This window comes from Dyella halodurans, assembly GCF_026283925.1.
Taxonomy (GTDB): domain Bacteria; phylum Pseudomonadota; class Gammaproteobacteria; order Xanthomonadales; family Rhodanobacteraceae; genus Dyella; species Dyella halodurans.
Genome location: NZ_JAPDPF010000005.1, coordinates 276,059 through 290,319 on the forward strand (window position 1 = coordinate 276,059; position 14,261 = coordinate 290,319).

A 14,261-nucleotide genomic window follows, 5' to 3' on the forward strand; every position below is an offset into this window, starting at 1 on the left:
CCATCAGTTGGCTGCCGCGCTCACCAGCTTCAGCACATCGTTCCACGGCGTCGGACCCTCGTGCATCGCGTAGACGGTGTCGACCTGCAGATGTTCGCGTTCGACGGCTTGCACGACTTCATGCATCAGCTGCGGGTCGTACAGGCTGTGATCCGCATTGAGCGCGAGCGTGTCACTGGCGTAGAGCAAGTGATGCTGCGGGAAATACACCATGTACTGGCGTTCCGTCGAGGCGCCGCGCAAGGGATATAGCACGACGCGATTGGCGCCTCGGCCAATCTCGGTCTTCTTCGCCACGTCGATCCAATGTGGCGCCCTGGGCTGGGTCTGCAAGGCGTCAGGATGGAGGCTATGCGGTGACGACACCAGCCGCGCGAGCAGCGGCCGGTTGAGATCGAGCGCATACACCGGCAGCCCCTCGGCGACGGCTTGGCGAACGCCGGCGATATGCGGCCAGGAATCGGAGGAGGTGAGCACGCCCTTGATGGGCGTATTCGGGTACTCGTCGTGGGCCTTGGCCAGGATCCCTTGCGCAAACGTGGACGAGATAGGTGCCTCCAGGACCAGCACGCCATCGTCCTGCTTGATCAGGGTCGTGCTCCACGAACCGCGGTAAAGCTCGATACCGGGTGCAAGTTCAATGCGGGACTTGTCGCTGAACGGGCGGTCCCAGCCCTTGGATTGGGCGCTCTTCGAGGCGACGGCGGCATCCATGGCAAACGATTTATCGTCCAGCTTGTTGTTGAAGTTCGCATCGACGATCTGGGTCGACTGCCACGGCACGTCGTTACGCAGCTCAACCAGGTTGGTCGGAAGCACGAGGCCCTGGAAAAGGTGCCAGTTGTCGAAATAGACGCGCTGCCTGACATCGCCCCAGGCGTACCAGAAGTCGTGGAAGGTCCGCGTGCTTTCCATCGCATCGGGCAGATGGTTGCTGGCATTGAGCAGCACGCGAATCGGCGCACCTTCCCAGGTGAACTCGACCACGCTGTGGGCTGTGCCACGCAACCATTGCGACGGCGCATAGTGCAGGTCCGATGCCGCGGAAGCATTGAGCAGAAGGCGTTCCGGGCCCAGCGCCAAGGCGTCGCGGGTGGTATCGAGGTCGGCCAGCGAGCAGGGGCTGTCGCCCTTTTCGCCGCGGTAAACGCCCGCGTGCGGCGTGGCGACCAGGGTCTGGGTGATTTCAGACTGATGCGGGTCCGATTCCGGCCAGGTGACATGAGCGACGCGAACGAGTCGGCCCTTGTCGAAATCCAGCATGAGGTCATCGCGCTCATACGCCGTGATGAAGGGCTGCTGGCGGTACGACTGCTCGGTTAGCGCGGTGTGGCCGGTAGTCTGGTAATGCACGTTGCCGATCGCACCGAGCTTTTGGCGTCCGCCCATGGCCGTGATGGCCTGGCCGACGCAGGCGCGCGCATCCATGCCATCGCAGCCCAGGTGTGATTTGCCGGGCACGGGATCTCCGTCATGCGGAGCCTCGGTGGCGATCGCCGGTGCGGCGAGCGCCAAGGCCAGGGTGCTGGCCAGGGAAAGGGGAGCGTTAGTGCGACTGCGCTTGCGACAATCCATGGCACATCACCCGATCGCACCCGGGAGTGGGTGTCGCGCAGCGTACGAGCTTCATCGGCGAACGCCGCCTGCGGGAAGTCATGACTGACTTTCGACCTATATCAGTGGCCCGGGGTTCACCTACCTATTTGCGCGAACCCCATGTAGGAGCGCACCCAGTGCGCGAAAATCCTGCGGAGTGGCAACGCTGAAGCGCCTATCGCGCACAGGGTGCGCTCCTACAAAAGAAGCACCGTCGTTTGCCGGCTCACGTTAAGCACGATCGCCTCAGCCGCGACGCATGCTCGCCACCAGATCCGCCAACTGCTTCACCGCGGCCTCCGATGCCGCGCGATTCGGCGTGACATCGCTATTGTTGAAATTGCCGGTCTCGCCAAAGGACTGCACCATCAGGCCATCGCTACGCGGCACCATGCTGAGGTTCCTGGTGGACAGGCCGTAAGTGACTTCAGGTTGGGGAATCAGCCGCGCGGTCTGGCCGCGCACGGGTATCACCGTGTCGTCATTGAACAAGGCGCGGGCGCCATAGCCCGTCGCGTTGATCAGGGTCGTTTCCGGTAGCGCCAGCAGCTCGTGCGGCTGGTGGAATTCGCGCACCTCGATCTTGCCGCCGGCAGCGAGGAAGTCGGCCATCAACAAGCGCGCATACGTGCTGATGTTGAACATCATGGTCGTGTAGCGGCGCACATACGGCTGCGCAAAGGGATGGTTGCCCGGCGGCAAGTCCACCGAGCGTGGCGTCAGGTCACGCACGCGCTCGTGGAAATCGCCGTACTCGGGTTCGTCGGCCACGTCGGTGTGGGACTGGCCCGCCGGCGTATCCGATAGCGCGTAACCCTCGATCCACTCGATCGGCTTGCCCGGCACCCCGAGCAGGCTCTGGTACTTGGCATGCGAGATACGCGTCATCTCCTCCCAGCGCTCGGCAAACGCCGCTGCATGCTGTGCGTCGCAGATGCGCGAGTCGGGCGTCCACAGACCGGACGCGCGCATCGAGTACACATCGGGTGGCAGTGCCTTGGCGTAGATGCGCACCGACATGCCGGCCCGTTGCGCCACCAGGGCCGAGGTGAGGCCCAGCGCGCCGCAGCCGATCACACCCAACTCGCGCACGCCGGTGCTCTGCGCCATGCGCACGGCCAAAGTGCTCGAACCCCAGGACAACGACCAGCCGCTGCCGCCATGCCCGTAGTTGTGCACGATCGCCTTGTGGCCGAGTCGCTCCAGCTCGATGCGTGGCCCTGCCGCACGAAACGGCCGCGTGCAGACGTAGACGCCGGTGATCCGGTCCACCTTCGCCTTGATCGGCGCAAGTTCCACGCCATCGGCAAGAAAGCCCGCGGCAGCGCATGCGCGGCCGCCAGCCGCAGGCGTCGGCACGACCGCTTGTTTCGCGCAGGCCGCCAGCCCTGCCGTGGAAGCCACGGCCAGCGTGGCGCCCGCCTGACGCAGAAATTGACGTCGCTGCATGAAGATTCCCCGGTCGTGAAAGAGTGGCTTGAGCTCCCATCCCGGAGGAATCGGGGGCGCTGGCGGCTACTTCTTATCGGACCCATCTTCCAAAATCAAATGAACCAGCAAGCCCATCACTTGGTGGAAGGAACCCGCCAGGGCCTTCGCCGTGCCCTGGCCTTGACGCGCCGCTTTCGCGGCAAGGCGGATAATGCGCATGGATTGGATATGATGCGCCGCAGCCAACGCCGAGATCCGCCCATGAACCCCTCCGACCACGACTTCGATGCCGAACATGACTTCGACGAGGGCGAAGAAGACGACAACTCGGTCGAGGCCCGCGTCTGGCAGCTGCTGCAGCTGATCAATCCGGGCGACGAAGAGTTGGCGCTGCAGCAGTTCGCGGACTACCGCGATGCCGTCGGCCACCAGGACGAGGAAGCGGTCGACCCGGTCGAGATTGTCTCCCGGGTCATCGACTGGCGCTCGGGCTTTGTCGTCGACGGCCAGGATACGCGGGCGCTGGTGCAGGCGATCGATGAGCTCGCTTCGCGCTGGAACCTGTCCATCGACTGGGATGGCGATCCAGACGACGACGACTTTCATGCCGACGTCGATGCCGCTTCGCTGTTCGCCACGGCGTACGATCGCCTCAATGAGCATGGCTATACCTTGTGGGCGCGCGAAACCGACGACGACAGCTACGCCGGCTGGATCACCCTGAGCCGCGATAACGAACCATTGCGTGAGCTGGCGACCGTGCTGGGCATCAATATGCGGCTGGGTAGTGAAGTCACCTGACAGCGCGGCGGTGGCCGAGGCCGGCCCGAAGGTGTAGATAGCAAGGTGGAAGAGATCCTCTCCACGCTGACCGGAACGGTGCCTCGTGATACCTCATTTCACTGACCATGCAGCGAACGAGCGTACTTACCTGGCATGGGTGCGCACTGCGATATCGGTCATGGCGTTCGGTTTTCTGCTGGAGCGTTTCGATATCTTCCTGACCTACGCGACGAGGGTGAGCGATCGAGCCGTTACCGGCCTGCATACGCGTGCCTCGGAATGGCTAGGTCTGGGGCTGCTCCTGGTTGGGGCGCTCATCATCCTGGGTGCCACCCAGCGCTTCTACCGGAACCGGCGCACCATCGAGGCCGCCGAGAGCTCGCCGTATGGCGACTACTGGATCGCCCGCGTGATGTCCGCTCTGCTGATCATCATGGCGCTGTTTCTGATGCTTTATGTCGCCCGGCAAATCGCCGCGCTCGGTTAGCGCAGGTTCAAGGAAGAATTTATCTACACGCGCTGACGTGGCCGTAACAAACGTTGGTGTTGAATGCGCGCATCTAACGGAGGGATGCTCATGAACATGCGTATTGGCGGCGTGACAACGATTGGCGTGGCAATCGCCCTCAGCCTCGCTTGTGGAACGAGCGGCGCTCAGGACCTGGGCAAGCTAGGTAGCATGATTCCCGGCGGCTCCCTGACATCGGGCAGCATGGGCAACGTGGCGGGGCTGTTGGAGTATTGCGTCAAGAACAACTATCTCGGCGGTAATTCGGGCGCTTCCGGCATCAAGGATCAGCTGCTTGGAAAAATGGGTGGATCGAGCAGCTCCACGGCGAGCAGCGGCGAGAAGTCTTCCAGCGCCAGTGACATGCTGGGTCAGCTGACCGGCAGCAAGGAGAAGCACGCGGCAAGCAGCTCGACGGGCGGGAGTCCGACCAGCGATGCGGGCTACCTTAGCGGTGCGCAGGGCATCCTGCAGGGCAGCGACGGCAAGACCACGGACCTGGCCAGCCTCGGCGGCGGCTCAAGCGACTTGAAGTCGCAGCTCACCACCAAGGCCTGCGACATGGTGCTGAAGCAGGGCAAGTCGTTCCTTGGCCACTGACCGGCACGCGTGAGGCACTGCCGTGGGCATTCACGCATTGGCGCGTTGCGCGCCGATGCGGTGCGCGAGGCCGCAATGACATACGCAGATCAATGATGGTGTTCCTGCAATGGACCCGGTATGTCACCCCGTTCCATGCCACCGTCCTCCAGCCACCGTTCCGTACATGCCTTTGACTGCGCGATGAGTGCGCGGGCCGACGAGTAATCGTAAGGCGATGTATGCAGCGGGCACAGGCTCGGCACGATGCGGAGCTCGACCTGGCTGTTGGCAAAATGCTCCGCGTCGTGCACCAGTTGGCGCGACACCAGCAGGCTGAGCGCATGCAGGGCGCGCACGATCGCGCCCGTGGGGATCTGTCCGATGGCACAGGCAAAACCGGTCGGCAGAACGACGACGCGGGTGGCACCGAGCTTGATCGCCGTCGAGATGGGTGTGTTGTTGGCAACACCGCCGTCGACCAGAAGGCGCGCATCGATGCGCACGGGAGGAAACACGCCCGGGATCGCTGCACTCGCCAGCACCGCGTCCACCACCGATCCGGATGACAGCAACACTTCTTCGCCCGTCAGCATGTCCGACGCCACGATGTGCAGGGGCAACCTGGCATCTTCCAGGCGCTCATAGGCGACATGTTTCTGCAGCAGGGACCGCAGTCCGTAGGAATCCACCAGATAGTCGCGGCGACGCAACAGGCCGATCACGCTGCCCAGGTTGAGCGGGAAGACATCTCGGCGTCGGATCACGCACCAGAGGCGCTCCAGCTTGTCCGCGCCATCGCGGGTGGGGTCTGCCGCAAAGTAGGCCGCATTGATGGCGCCGGCCGAGGCGCCCACCATGAACGACGGCGTCTCACCCCAGTCCAGCAGCGCCTGCAGCATGCCCACCTCGACCGCGGCCAGACTGCCGCCGCCTGCCAACACGAAGGCAGTCCGCCGTGGTGTGCTGCTGATGCTGTCGGTCAGGCTCATGTCCGTCACCAGGGTGCTGTCGCGTGCGCTCGAACATCAGGTCAGAAGGAGGTGGTCAACCGGGTCAGCCAGTCCGGGCTGATGGACAGGATGGCGGCTTCGAATTTTCGATCCAGCCCGGTCAGGATCAGTGCGCCGACCAGCACGAAGCAGCCACCCAGCACGCTCTTGGCGACGCCGCCCATCGATGCCAGAGAACCGCGAAGGCGGGTCATGGTCGCGCCGGATACCAGGCTCAGAGCCAGCAGCGGCAGCCCAGCACCGAGGCCGAACAACATCATCAGCAAGGCTATGTGACCCAGGTTTTTCCCTTGTGCCGCGAGCGTGGTGGCGGCACCGAGCGTGGGACCCACGCACGGGCTCCACACCACGCCCAGCAAGAGTCCAATCAGAAACTGGCTCAACAAGCCCTCGCCCTTGATCAAGCCAAGCGCACGCTGACCGCTGGAACCGACGCCCGCGCTGGCCCTGGAGAAGAGCACCTGCAAGCGTGATGACAGCATCACGATGCCAAAAGCCACCATGAGCGCCGCTGCCACTTGGCGGAAGGTGCCCGCGCTCAGGCCAATGGATGCGCCCAGCGTGGCAATGAAAATGCCCACCAGCGCAAACGAGAGACTGAGCCCGAATGCGAGCATGGTGCTGCCAAGCCGATGCCTGGAGAGCGCGGACGCGATCAGGATCGGCAGGATGGGCAGTACGCACGGCGACAACAAGGTGGCCGCGCCGGCCACAAAACCCAACACGTACGTGCCCAGGCCGAAGTCCATCAGAGTGCCTGTTCCAGCGTCGCGCGTATGGCCTTTTCCTGGGTCTGCCCGGTCGAGCGCGTGACCTCGTGCCCCTGTTTGAACACCACGAAGGTCGACTGCTGGTTCACCTTCAGCGCCTTCTCCAGCGCGGTCTCCTTGTCGAAATCCGCCACGAAGATGGTCACGTCCTTCAGCTGCGGCTCCTTCGACAGTTTGTCGACGATGGGTTGTTGCGCCCGGCAGGTCGGGCACCAGTCTGCATGCAGATAGACCACCACGGGTTTACCGGCGGCCACGGCCTGGTCGTATTGCGCCTGGTTGAATGGCACCTCGCCAGCGAACGCCGAACCTGCCAGCAACAGGCACATCAATCCTCCCAGATAGCTGAGTTTGTGCGCTTTCATATGGGGTCTTGCTCCGTCGTTGGATTGAGTGATGCGAGGCTTGCGCGATCGCGTTGCTTACCTGTTCTTCGCCGATCGCGGGGATGGCGTTACGTGTCACGCTTGTGTCTCACGCCGCGGTGCGAATGCCCAGCATGCGTGCCAGCAAAGTGTCCAGGCTGGCCTTGCCGGGGCCGGCGATCAGCAGCCAGAAGAAGATCAGGCTGTACACGACCTCATCGGCTTCAACATAGTCGTCCAGACCCATCAGGTTGCTGGACACGACCAGGGTCACCGCGACGGCCATATTGATCAGCATCGGGACGCATACCAGCCGCGTAAACAGGCCGAGCATCAGCAGCAGGCCGCCGAGCAGCTCCGTCCAGGCGGATAGTCCCGCACTGAACGCGGGATAGGGTATGCCCCAGCCCATGAAGCGCATGGTGAAGCCTTCGAGGTTCTGCACCTTGGCGATACCAGTCTCGAGCCAGAAATAGCCGAACACCACACGAACCGTGAGTGGTCCCAGCCATTCGATGGTGTGGAGCATCTGAAGCAGGCGCGAAGCGGTGCTGGCGATGAACTGACGCATGGTTGCAGGTCCCGGGGAACGAAGTGCAAACATCATGGGTATGTCGATGAGCCCTCGCCATGTTCGGGCGTCCGCGCTTTCTAGCCCGCCGTCCAATCCTGGGTTGGGCAAGCGCGGCCCACGGCCATGCCGGACGATCGGGCACAAGAACCGGATGCGCGGGAACAGTCAACGACCCCCCGGCTATTGAGAATGCGGGTGCTGGATCCATCGGCAAGATCGGTGTGCCGTATCCGGCAAAACGCTTCCAACGCCGCGAACCATGGCGGCTCTCATGACTTATCAGGAGTGATCCATGAAGACCCACAAACTCAACGGCGCGGCCATGGCGATGATGGTTGCCGGTCTGTTCGCCGTCACAACGATGTCCGCTTCGGCGGCCGACAAGACACCCGCCGGCGACTCCGCCACCGTCAAGTGCATGAACTCCTCATCGTGCAAGGGCCATGGCTCGTGCAAGCAGGCCACCAACTCCTGCAAGGGCCAGAATTCCTGCAAGGGCCAGGGCTTCACCATGCAGAAGTCCCAGCAGGACTGTGCGACCGCTCAGGCCGCTGCGAAGCAGAGCTGATGTGGACGGCGGAGCTTCCTGGTACGTCCGGGAAGCTCCGCACCTTTGTCATGACTATTGAATCGCATACCCACCAGCTTCCCTGTCTCGGCTATGGCCTGGGCCTGCGCGTCGATCACTACGAGGCGCTGCTGGAACACCCGGGCAACGTGGAATGGCTGGAGATCGTTTCCGAGAATTACCTGGTACCCGGCGGACGGCCGCTTGCGTGGCTGGAGAAGTTCCGCGAGCGCTTCCCGCTGGTCATGCACGGCGTATCGATGTCGATCGGCAGCACCGACCCGCTGGACCACGGCTATCTTGCGCGCCTGGCCGGATTGGCGCGCCATCTCGAACCCAGGTGGGTGTCCGATCACCTGTGCTGGACCGGCGTGCAAGGCGTCAACCTGCACGACCTGATGCCGCTGCCGTATACCGAGGAAGCGTTGTCGCACGTGGTGGACCGCGTGCGCCGCGTGCAGGACGTGCTCGGGCGCCGCATCCTGCTCGAGAACGTATCGAGCTACATCAGCTTCGCCCAATCACAATTGACCGAATGGCAATTCCTCGCCGCCGTGGCGGAACGTGCAGACTGCCTGATTCTGCTCGATATCAACAATGTCTACGTCAGCGCGCACAACCACGGGTTCTCGGCGCTGGACTATCTGGACGGTATTCCAGCGGCGCGAGTGCAGCAGTTTCATCTTGCCGGGCATGAGCATGGCGAGCGACTGCTGATCGACACGCACGACGCGCCGATCATCGACTCCGTGTGGGATCTCTACGTCGAAGCGGTGCGCCGTTATGGTCGTGTATCCACCATGATCGAGCGCGACGATCACATTCCACCGTTGGCCGAGCTGCAAGCCGAGCTCGAGCGCGCGCGCCTGCTGGCGGAACCGTTGCTGCGGGAGGCGGCATGACCGATCTGCAGGACCTTCAGCAGCATGTGTTGCAGGCGATGCTGGCGAACGCGCCGCCGCGCATGCGCGAATTGCGCGGCGATGATGCCGCCGATATTGCCAGCCGCCTGGCGGTCTACCGCAACGGCTACCGCATCCGCCTGCGCGATGCACTGGCGACGGAATACACGGGGCTAGCCTTGATGGCGGGGCCTCGCTTTGCCCACCTGCTGGATGGCTATGTGGCCGCGCATCCATCCGAGCACTACAACATCCGCTGGCACGGTGCGGGCCTGCCGGCCTATTTGGAACATGCCTTGCCCTGGCGCGACAAGCCCGAACTGGCCGATATGGCGCGCCTGGACTGGGCCATTTCCACGGCTTTCGACGCGGCCGATGAGTCGGTCCTGGGCGCGGCGGATCTCGCCGCCGTGCCCGCAGAGGCCTGGGCCGATTTGCGCCTCACCCCGCAGGGCCATCTGCAGATCCTGAGCAGCCCCTACAACCTCGATGCGTTCCGCCGCGCGGCCGACCGCGGCCTGAAACGACCGCGCCTGCGGCGCCTTGGCAAGCCCCGTCACCTGCTGGTGTGGCGCCAGTCGCTGGAAGTGCGCTACCGCCTGATCCAGGTCGACGAATGCGCGGCCTTGCACAGCGCCATGCGCGGCGAGGCGTTTTCACAGCTTTGTGAGCACCTGGGGGAGCAGAATGGTCAGTTGGCGGCACTGCCGCGCATGGCGGCACTGCTTTCGCAATGGCTGGATGAGGGGCTGATCGGCGGTTTGCGGGCCCCAGATTGGCCCGCCGTGGCGGGCGAGGTTGCCATGTAACCGCGGGAACCCATCCGGCGAAGTTCAGGTATCGAGCGAACCGTCGGAAGGAAGTCCCGTGTACATCGAACCGAATCCTGTGCTGTCCGCTGGCCCACGTCCCGTGCTCATCGAGCCGGCGCTTGAGTCCCTGCTCAACCACTCCATGCTGCGCGTCGAGGTGATCGCCGAGTTGCATCGCTGTGGCTCGTGGTTCCTCGACGAACCCCGCTATCCCCGTGGGCTTTTTCATCTGGTGGGCGTCGGTCGATGCAGGGTCGAGAGCCCCGCGATCGAACAACCGCTCGATCTGGAGAAGGGCGATCTCGTGGTGTTTCCGCACGGTGACCCGCATCGCCTGAGCGCGCTTGGTCACGCCGACGCCGAGCGTCCAGACCAGACCAGCCTGATCTGTGGCGAGCTTCATTTCATGGGGACGTCGCAACATCCGCTCAGCCAGGCGCTGCCCGCGTGCGTGGTGATTCGCTCGAGGGAGGCCAACCAGACGTTCCAACAATTGTCGAGCATGATGGTCGAGGTGGTGCATGCCGGCCTGGCTGGTCGGCAAGTGTTGTTGAACAAACTCGCCGATGCGCTGTTCACGCTCGCCGTCTGCGATTTCGCCCAACGTGCAGACGAACGCCGCGGGCTGTTTGCTTCGCTGGCCGATCCGCGCATCGCCAGGGTGATGCAGGCGGTCTATGAGAACCCCGGGCTTACCTGGACCATGCAGTCGATGGCGTCACTGGCCTGCATGTCACGCTCCGCCTTTGCCGAGCGCTTCACCCAGCTCATGAAGGTTCCGCCCGTGCAATACGTCACCCAGTGGCGCGTCAGCGTCGCGGAGCAACTTCTGCGCGACCGGCAGCAATCGGTGGCGGGCATTGCCCAGCAGCTCGGCTACAGCAGCGAAGCGGCCTTCCGTCGCCTGTTCAAACGGGTCAGCGGCATCTGCCCCGGGCGCGTCCGCGCGGACAGTTGCCGTGCTGCAGCGCTGAACTGAAAGCGCTTCGCGGCGCCCGGGGTGTGCCGGGCCTCGCCGAACGCGATGGGGCGCCTTGCAGGCCCGCCAACAAGTGTCGGCATGATCGACGTGTCCTCCGTAGTTTTGCGTGATTTTCCTAAGTAAAACTACGGAACCCATGCAGGCATCGCCGAGGCGGAATTGGCGCTGGCAGCCAGGCCCCATATTGACGCGGGACTGACATCTCCATCACTACCTTGGCGGCGCAGGGCCTCGCCAATCACCTGGACAGCGGTCGCTTGAATGTCCCTCCCGCACTGCGGCGGCGGCATTGAGCGGGCAATCGGATCTGGCCAGTCGGGTAGGGCGAGGCTCTGGAGCGTCCGACGGGAGTGCGGCCGCTGCCTTCGCACGTACGTCACCTTATCCACTGGGGATGCGCAATGAGCTCTCGATCGAAACGCCTGGGTATCAGTCTATTGACGGGCTTGGTGTTGTCAGGCGTTGCCGTCACGGCGATGGCGGACGACACGCTGGAGTTGTCAAACAGCATCTACGCACTCTCCAAGCCCCCCGAACCTCAGGGCGGCGAGTGGGACTTCTGGCGCTTCGCGGTAGGTGCCGGCGTGGTCAGCATGCCCACGTTCCCCGGCGCCCGGGACACCAAGGTCGACGGTCTGCCGATACTCAGTGCCGGCTATGGTCGCTGGTTCATCGGTGCGAATCCCGATGCGGGATCGCTGGTGTCGGCTGGCGCGTACCTGTATCACGACGATCACTGGCGGGCCGGCGTCGCGGTGACTTACGACTTCCTCGAACCGCGACAGGAATCCGACGATCCGCACCTGCGCGGCCTGGGCGATGTCAAGCGCACCACCCATGCCGAAGCGTTTGGCGTCTTCACCTATGACTGGTTCGAGGCGCGCAGCAGCGTGATATCGGATATCGGGGGGAACCAGCGCGGCACCGTGGTGACCCTGGACGCGATGGGCGCCTGGGAGGCGACCGAGCAGTGGTCCTTCTCGGCGGGGCCGGGCGTCACCTGGGGCAGCAGCCAATACAACCGGACATTTTTCGGTGTCGACGCCACGCAAAGTGCCCGCTCCGGCCTGGCACCCTACTCGTTGGGTTCGGGCGTCAACGAGGTGCGCGTCACTGTCGGCGCCGCCTATCGGCCCACCAGTCACTGGGTTCTGGGGGCCGATATCACGGCGGCCTGGCTCGAGAACGATGCGGGCGACAGCCCGATCGTGCAGAAGAAGAACCAGATGAGTTATGGCCTGATCGCGACCTACCTGTTCTTCTGACCACACGAGAGGCGTTGCGCCTCCACGCCGCACGCGTTTGATTCAAGGCCCCTCGCACTGAGGGGCTTTGCGCGTGGAAAGCGCGCTGCCTCTGCCTACCAAGGTATCTGGGCGCCGTTGCCATCGATATCGCCGGCTTCCTCGAACGCCTTCTCCATCGCCTTGCGTTCGGCGTCGGACGGCGGCTTTTCGCTGGCCGTTTCGCCATGGGAAGGCGGCGGCGCCGGGTTGGCGATGAGTTCGCGCACACGGTCGAGCACATAGGCGAAGAACGGGTTCGATGCCATGCGCATCATCGCATCGATGTTCAGTACCAACGCGCCGCGTTCGCCGCGGGGCGCCTGCGTGCCCAGATGCGTGCCATAGAACTCATCGGGATTGGGCGTGGTGCCGTAGAGCGAGTCGTCCAATGGGAACGGCAGCGATACGTGCGACATCGAAAACACACCCGGTGGATAGTGCAGGGACAAAGGGCGCGTATGCGATTCGGTGGAGTGCGCCTCGATCGTGGTCTCCACCATGGCGTCGTCCGGCGGCACGCTGCCAAGCACGGTGATGCGGAATCGTTGCGGTCTCGTGGGCAACACGCGGCTGAGTGCGGTCGATGACGAGGGACGCATGAGTACATCGAACGCATGGTCGCGATTCACATCGAACAAGACGATTTCACTGCCGTTGTCAGGCAGCAGCGCGTAGAGGGAGCGCATCACCGCGGCCGTGCTCACGGTGAAATCGACCACCGACTGGAAGGTCAGCACCGGCGCGATATCGCCAAGCTGGTTGCTTTGCCCGAGGCGCTGGAGCTGGCCTTGCAGCACATCGGTGAGCAGATAGGCCTGGCGCGCGCCGTTGACCGGGAAGGAGTTGTATTTGAAGGGATTGAATTCCGGTACCACGTCCAGCCACGAAGCGCGCGCAAACGCCGGCAACAGGGCAGGCAGGCCGGCGATCCCGGCGAAACGCGCAAAGCGCGTAATCCCGATCATGGGGGAAATCAGGATCAGGCGATCGGGGCGCGCGAGCTTTGGATCCTCGATGGCATCGAGCGCATATTTCATCGCCAGCGCCCCGCCATTGGAGAAGCCCACCAGATGCAATGGTGCATGCGGATCGGCATGGCTGCGCGCCTCGCGTACCGCCAGCCGCGTCGCGGCCATCCAGTCGGCCCATTGCACGTGGCTGAGGCCGGAGGGCACGGTGCCATGTCCAGGCAGGCGGATGGCAACGACAAAGAAGCCCTGGTTGCGATACACGCGCGCAATGTGACGAAGACTGTAGGGCGAGTCGGTCAGACCGTGCAGCATCACCACGGTGCCCACCGGTGGGCCATCGGGCGCCATCTGGTAGGAGCGATTCCAGTCGGTGGCAAAGCGTCCCGGGTAGATGGGCGCGCCTGCGTAGTAGCGATTGGTGGCGATCTGGTCCGCAGGCGGAAGCTTGTCCGTGACGTTGCGCTTCACCTCGTCAAAGAGCGCATTCTCGGCGGCCAGGTAGCCCTTCCAGTCGGTGGCATCGATCTGCGCCGCCGTCAGTTCATGCGGTTCGAAGGTATGCCATGTATGCAGCGGAGCGCCACGCCATGCATCCCAGGCGCGCATGCCGAGCACGCTGAGCAGAACCACCAGCACCAGGATCACCAAACGCTTGAGTGCCGTAAGTATCGGTCGATACATCGAACCACCCCACCGGTTTTGGCGCTGAGCAGAGCGCTGTCCGAGCGTATCTCAGCGGCATGCGGCGGACAATCGCACCGCACTGGACGCCTCTGTGACGCCTCGCAGCAGATGGCCTCGTTCACAAGCTCCCCACGGACGCATGCCTACGCTCGCTGTGGGGCGAATCGTCGATTGCCACGCGCCAGCACGACTAAGGACTCATTGCGTACGCAGCTTGCCGTCGCCGATACCCAGGCACAGACGCGCAGACCATGCGCGCAGCTTGTCGCCGGATGAAAGCTTGCGGCGATCGCCTTCGACGTCGCGCTGCCGCTTCGCCTGCGCCAGTCGACGCGCGAGCTTTGCATCGGTGATATGGCCATGCGGGAACAGCAGGTCGGTCCAGAGCGAGCTCATGCGAGCCTCCAGTGCAGGGGAAGGGATGGGGGACGGCTTGC

The 14,261-nt window shown here is 63.8% G+C and carries 17 protein-coding genes; 8 read left to right on the plus strand and 9 right to left on the minus strand.

Annotated elements, in window-relative coordinates; genetic code table 11:
• Positions 1-3 precede the first annotated feature (3 nt).
• From OUZ49_RS12100 to OUZ49_RS12110, 3 genes are all read right to left on the minus strand, one after another.
• Positions 4-1,575 carry a hypothetical protein gene (locus OUZ49_RS12100; RefSeq protein ID WP_266150671.1) on the minus strand — a complete coding sequence of 524 codons (1,572 nt, stop codon included), beginning with the start codon at positions 1,573-1,575 and terminating at the stop codon, positions 4-6.
• Positions 1,576-1,842: 267 nt separating this feature from the next.
• Positions 1,843-3,045, minus strand: coding sequence for an FAD-dependent oxidoreductase (locus OUZ49_RS12105; RefSeq protein WP_266150672.1), 1,203 nt, complete (start codon positions 3,043-3,045; stop codon positions 1,843-1,845).
• Positions 3,046-3,111: 66 nt separating this feature from the next.
• On the minus strand, positions 3,112-3,246 hold the full coding sequence (locus OUZ49_RS12110) for a hypothetical protein (protein ID WP_266150673.1): 135 nt from the start codon (positions 3,244-3,246) through the stop codon (positions 3,112-3,114).
• A 42-nt stretch (positions 3,247-3,288) separates the two neighbouring features.
• On the opposite strand from OUZ49_RS12110, the gene OUZ49_RS12115 reads away from it, so the two are divergent.
• The 3 genes from OUZ49_RS12115 (at position 3,289) to OUZ49_RS12125 (ending at position 4,918) form a co-directional block, all read left to right on the plus strand.
• Positions 3,289-3,828 carry a DUF6630 family protein gene (locus tag OUZ49_RS12115; protein WP_266150674.1) on the plus strand — a complete coding sequence of 180 codons (540 nt, stop codon included), beginning with the start codon at positions 3,289-3,291 and terminating at the stop codon, positions 3,826-3,828.
• An 85-nt stretch (positions 3,829-3,913) separates the two neighbouring features.
• Positions 3,914-4,297: a YidH family protein gene (locus OUZ49_RS12120; RefSeq protein WP_266150675.1), complete on the plus strand. Its 384-nt coding sequence runs from the start codon at positions 3,914-3,916 to the stop codon at positions 4,295-4,297.
• 90 nt (positions 4,298-4,387) lie between these two features.
• The gene (locus OUZ49_RS12125) at positions 4,388-4,918 is read left to right on the plus strand and encodes a DUF2501 domain-containing protein (RefSeq protein WP_266150676.1); all 531 of its coding nucleotides are present in this window, start codon (positions 4,388-4,390) and stop codon (positions 4,916-4,918) included.
• A gap of 89 nt (positions 4,919-5,007) precedes the next feature.
• On the opposite strand, the gene OUZ49_RS12130 is transcribed toward OUZ49_RS12125, so the two are convergent.
• From OUZ49_RS12130 to OUZ49_RS12145, 4 genes are all read right to left on the minus strand, one after another.
• Positions 5,008-5,889 carry a patatin-like phospholipase family protein gene (locus tag OUZ49_RS12130; RefSeq protein ID WP_266150677.1) on the minus strand — a complete coding sequence of 294 codons (882 nt, stop codon included), beginning with the start codon at positions 5,887-5,889 and terminating at the stop codon, positions 5,008-5,010.
• Positions 5,890-5,930: 41 nt separating this feature from the next.
• Positions 5,931-6,659, minus strand: coding sequence for a cytochrome c biogenesis CcdA family protein (locus OUZ49_RS12135; RefSeq protein WP_266150678.1), 729 nt, complete (start codon positions 6,657-6,659; stop codon positions 5,931-5,933).
• The gene (locus OUZ49_RS12140; protein WP_266150679.1) at positions 6,659-7,045 is read right to left on the minus strand and encodes a thioredoxin family protein; all 387 of its coding nucleotides are present in this window, start codon (positions 7,043-7,045) and stop codon (positions 6,659-6,661) included. The genes OUZ49_RS12135 and OUZ49_RS12140 overlap by 1 nt, the downstream gene beginning before the upstream one ends.
• Before the next feature lie 109 nt (positions 7,046-7,154).
• Positions 7,155-7,616: a DoxX family protein gene (locus tag OUZ49_RS12145; protein ID WP_266150680.1), complete on the minus strand. Its 462-nt coding sequence runs from the start codon at positions 7,614-7,616 to the stop codon at positions 7,155-7,157.
• 295 nt (positions 7,617-7,911) lie between these two features.
• Here OUZ49_RS12145 and bufA2 point away from each other — a divergent pair, with 295 nt between their 5' ends.
• From bufA2 to OUZ49_RS12170, 5 genes are all read left to right on the plus strand, one after another.
• Positions 7,912-8,187, plus strand: a complete 276-nt coding sequence (bufA2, locus tag OUZ49_RS12150) for a BufA2 family periplasmic bufferin-type metallophore (protein WP_266150681.1) — start codon at positions 7,912-7,914, stop codon at positions 8,185-8,187.
• A gap of 50 nt (positions 8,188-8,237) precedes the next feature.
• The gene (gene bufB / locus OUZ49_RS12155) at positions 8,238-9,089 is read left to right on the plus strand and encodes an MNIO family bufferin maturase (RefSeq protein ID WP_266150682.1); all 852 of its coding nucleotides are present in this window, start codon (positions 8,238-8,240) and stop codon (positions 9,087-9,089) included.
• On the plus strand, positions 9,086-9,898 hold the full coding sequence (locus OUZ49_RS12160; protein WP_266150683.1) for an HvfC/BufC N-terminal domain-containing protein: 813 nt from the start codon (positions 9,086-9,088) through the stop codon (positions 9,896-9,898). Before bufB ends, OUZ49_RS12160 begins: the two co-directional genes overlap by 4 nt.
• A 58-nt stretch (positions 9,899-9,956) precedes the next feature.
• Positions 9,957-10,880, plus strand: coding sequence for an AraC family transcriptional regulator (locus OUZ49_RS12165; protein WP_266150685.1), 924 nt, complete (start codon positions 9,957-9,959; stop codon positions 10,878-10,880).
• Positions 10,881-11,284: 404 nt separating this feature from the next.
• A complete protein-coding gene (locus OUZ49_RS12170) occupies positions 11,285-12,148 on the plus strand; it encodes a MipA/OmpV family protein (RefSeq protein ID WP_266150686.1) in 864 nt (287 codons plus the stop codon).
• A gap of 95 nt (positions 12,149-12,243) precedes the next feature.
• Here the strand turns inward: OUZ49_RS12170 and OUZ49_RS12175 are convergent, their stop codons facing one another.
• Together OUZ49_RS12175 and OUZ49_RS12180 are read right to left on the minus strand one after the other, a co-directional pair.
• The gene (locus OUZ49_RS12175; RefSeq protein ID WP_266150687.1) at positions 12,244-13,821 is read right to left on the minus strand and encodes an alpha/beta hydrolase; all 1,578 of its coding nucleotides are present in this window, start codon (positions 13,819-13,821) and stop codon (positions 12,244-12,246) included.
• Positions 13,822-14,022: 201 nt separating this feature from the next.
• On the minus strand, positions 14,023-14,220 hold the full coding sequence (locus tag OUZ49_RS12180) for a hypothetical protein (RefSeq protein WP_266150688.1): 198 nt from the start codon (positions 14,218-14,220) through the stop codon (positions 14,023-14,025).
• Positions 14,221-14,261: the final 41 nt, after the last annotated feature.

Bases quoted from the DNA above. Each gene is read 5' to 3' on its own strand.
- OUZ49_RS12100 (WP_266150671.1), bottom strand. From the start codon at position 1,575: ATGGATTGTCGCAAGCGCAGTCGCACTAACGCTCCCCTTTCCCTGGCC.
- OUZ49_RS12105 (WP_266150672.1), bottom strand. From the start codon at position 3,045: ATGCAGCGACGTCAATTTCTGCGTCAGGCGGGCGCCACGCTGGCCGTG.
- OUZ49_RS12110 (WP_266150673.1), bottom strand. From the start codon at position 3,246: ATGCGCATTATCCGCCTTGCCGCGAAAGCGGCGCGTCAAGGCCAGGGC.
- OUZ49_RS12115 (WP_266150674.1), top strand. From the start codon at position 3,289: ATGAACCCCTCCGACCACGACTTCGATGCCGAACATGACTTCGACGAG.
- OUZ49_RS12125 (WP_266150676.1), top strand. From the start codon at position 4,388: ATGAACATGCGTATTGGCGGCGTGACAACGATTGGCGTGGCAATCGCC.
- OUZ49_RS12130 (WP_266150677.1), bottom strand. From the start codon at position 5,889: ATGAGCCTGACCGACAGCATCAGCAGCACACCACGGCGGACTGCCTTC.
- OUZ49_RS12135 (WP_266150678.1), bottom strand. From the start codon at position 6,659: ATGGACTTCGGCCTGGGCACGTACGTGTTGGGTTTTGTGGCCGGCGCG.
- OUZ49_RS12140 (WP_266150679.1), bottom strand. From the start codon at position 7,045: ATGAAAGCGCACAAACTCAGCTATCTGGGAGGATTGATGTGCCTGTTG.
- OUZ49_RS12145 (WP_266150680.1), bottom strand. From the start codon at position 7,616: ATGCGTCAGTTCATCGCCAGCACCGCTTCGCGCCTGCTTCAGATGCTC.
- bufA2 (WP_266150681.1), top strand. From the start codon at position 7,912: ATGAAGACCCACAAACTCAACGGCGCGGCCATGGCGATGATGGTTGCC.
- bufB (WP_266150682.1), top strand. From the start codon at position 8,238: ATGACTATTGAATCGCATACCCACCAGCTTCCCTGTCTCGGCTATGGC.
- OUZ49_RS12160 (WP_266150683.1), top strand. From the start codon at position 9,086: ATGACCGATCTGCAGGACCTTCAGCAGCATGTGTTGCAGGCGATGCTG.
- OUZ49_RS12170 (WP_266150686.1), top strand. From the start codon at position 11,285: ATGAGCTCTCGATCGAAACGCCTGGGTATCAGTCTATTGACGGGCTTG.
- OUZ49_RS12175 (WP_266150687.1), bottom strand. From the start codon at position 13,821: ATGTATCGACCGATACTTACGGCACTCAAGCGTTTGGTGATCCTGGTG.
- OUZ49_RS12180 (WP_266150688.1), bottom strand. From the start codon at position 14,220: ATGAGCTCGCTCTGGACCGACCTGCTGTTCCCGCATGGCCATATCACC.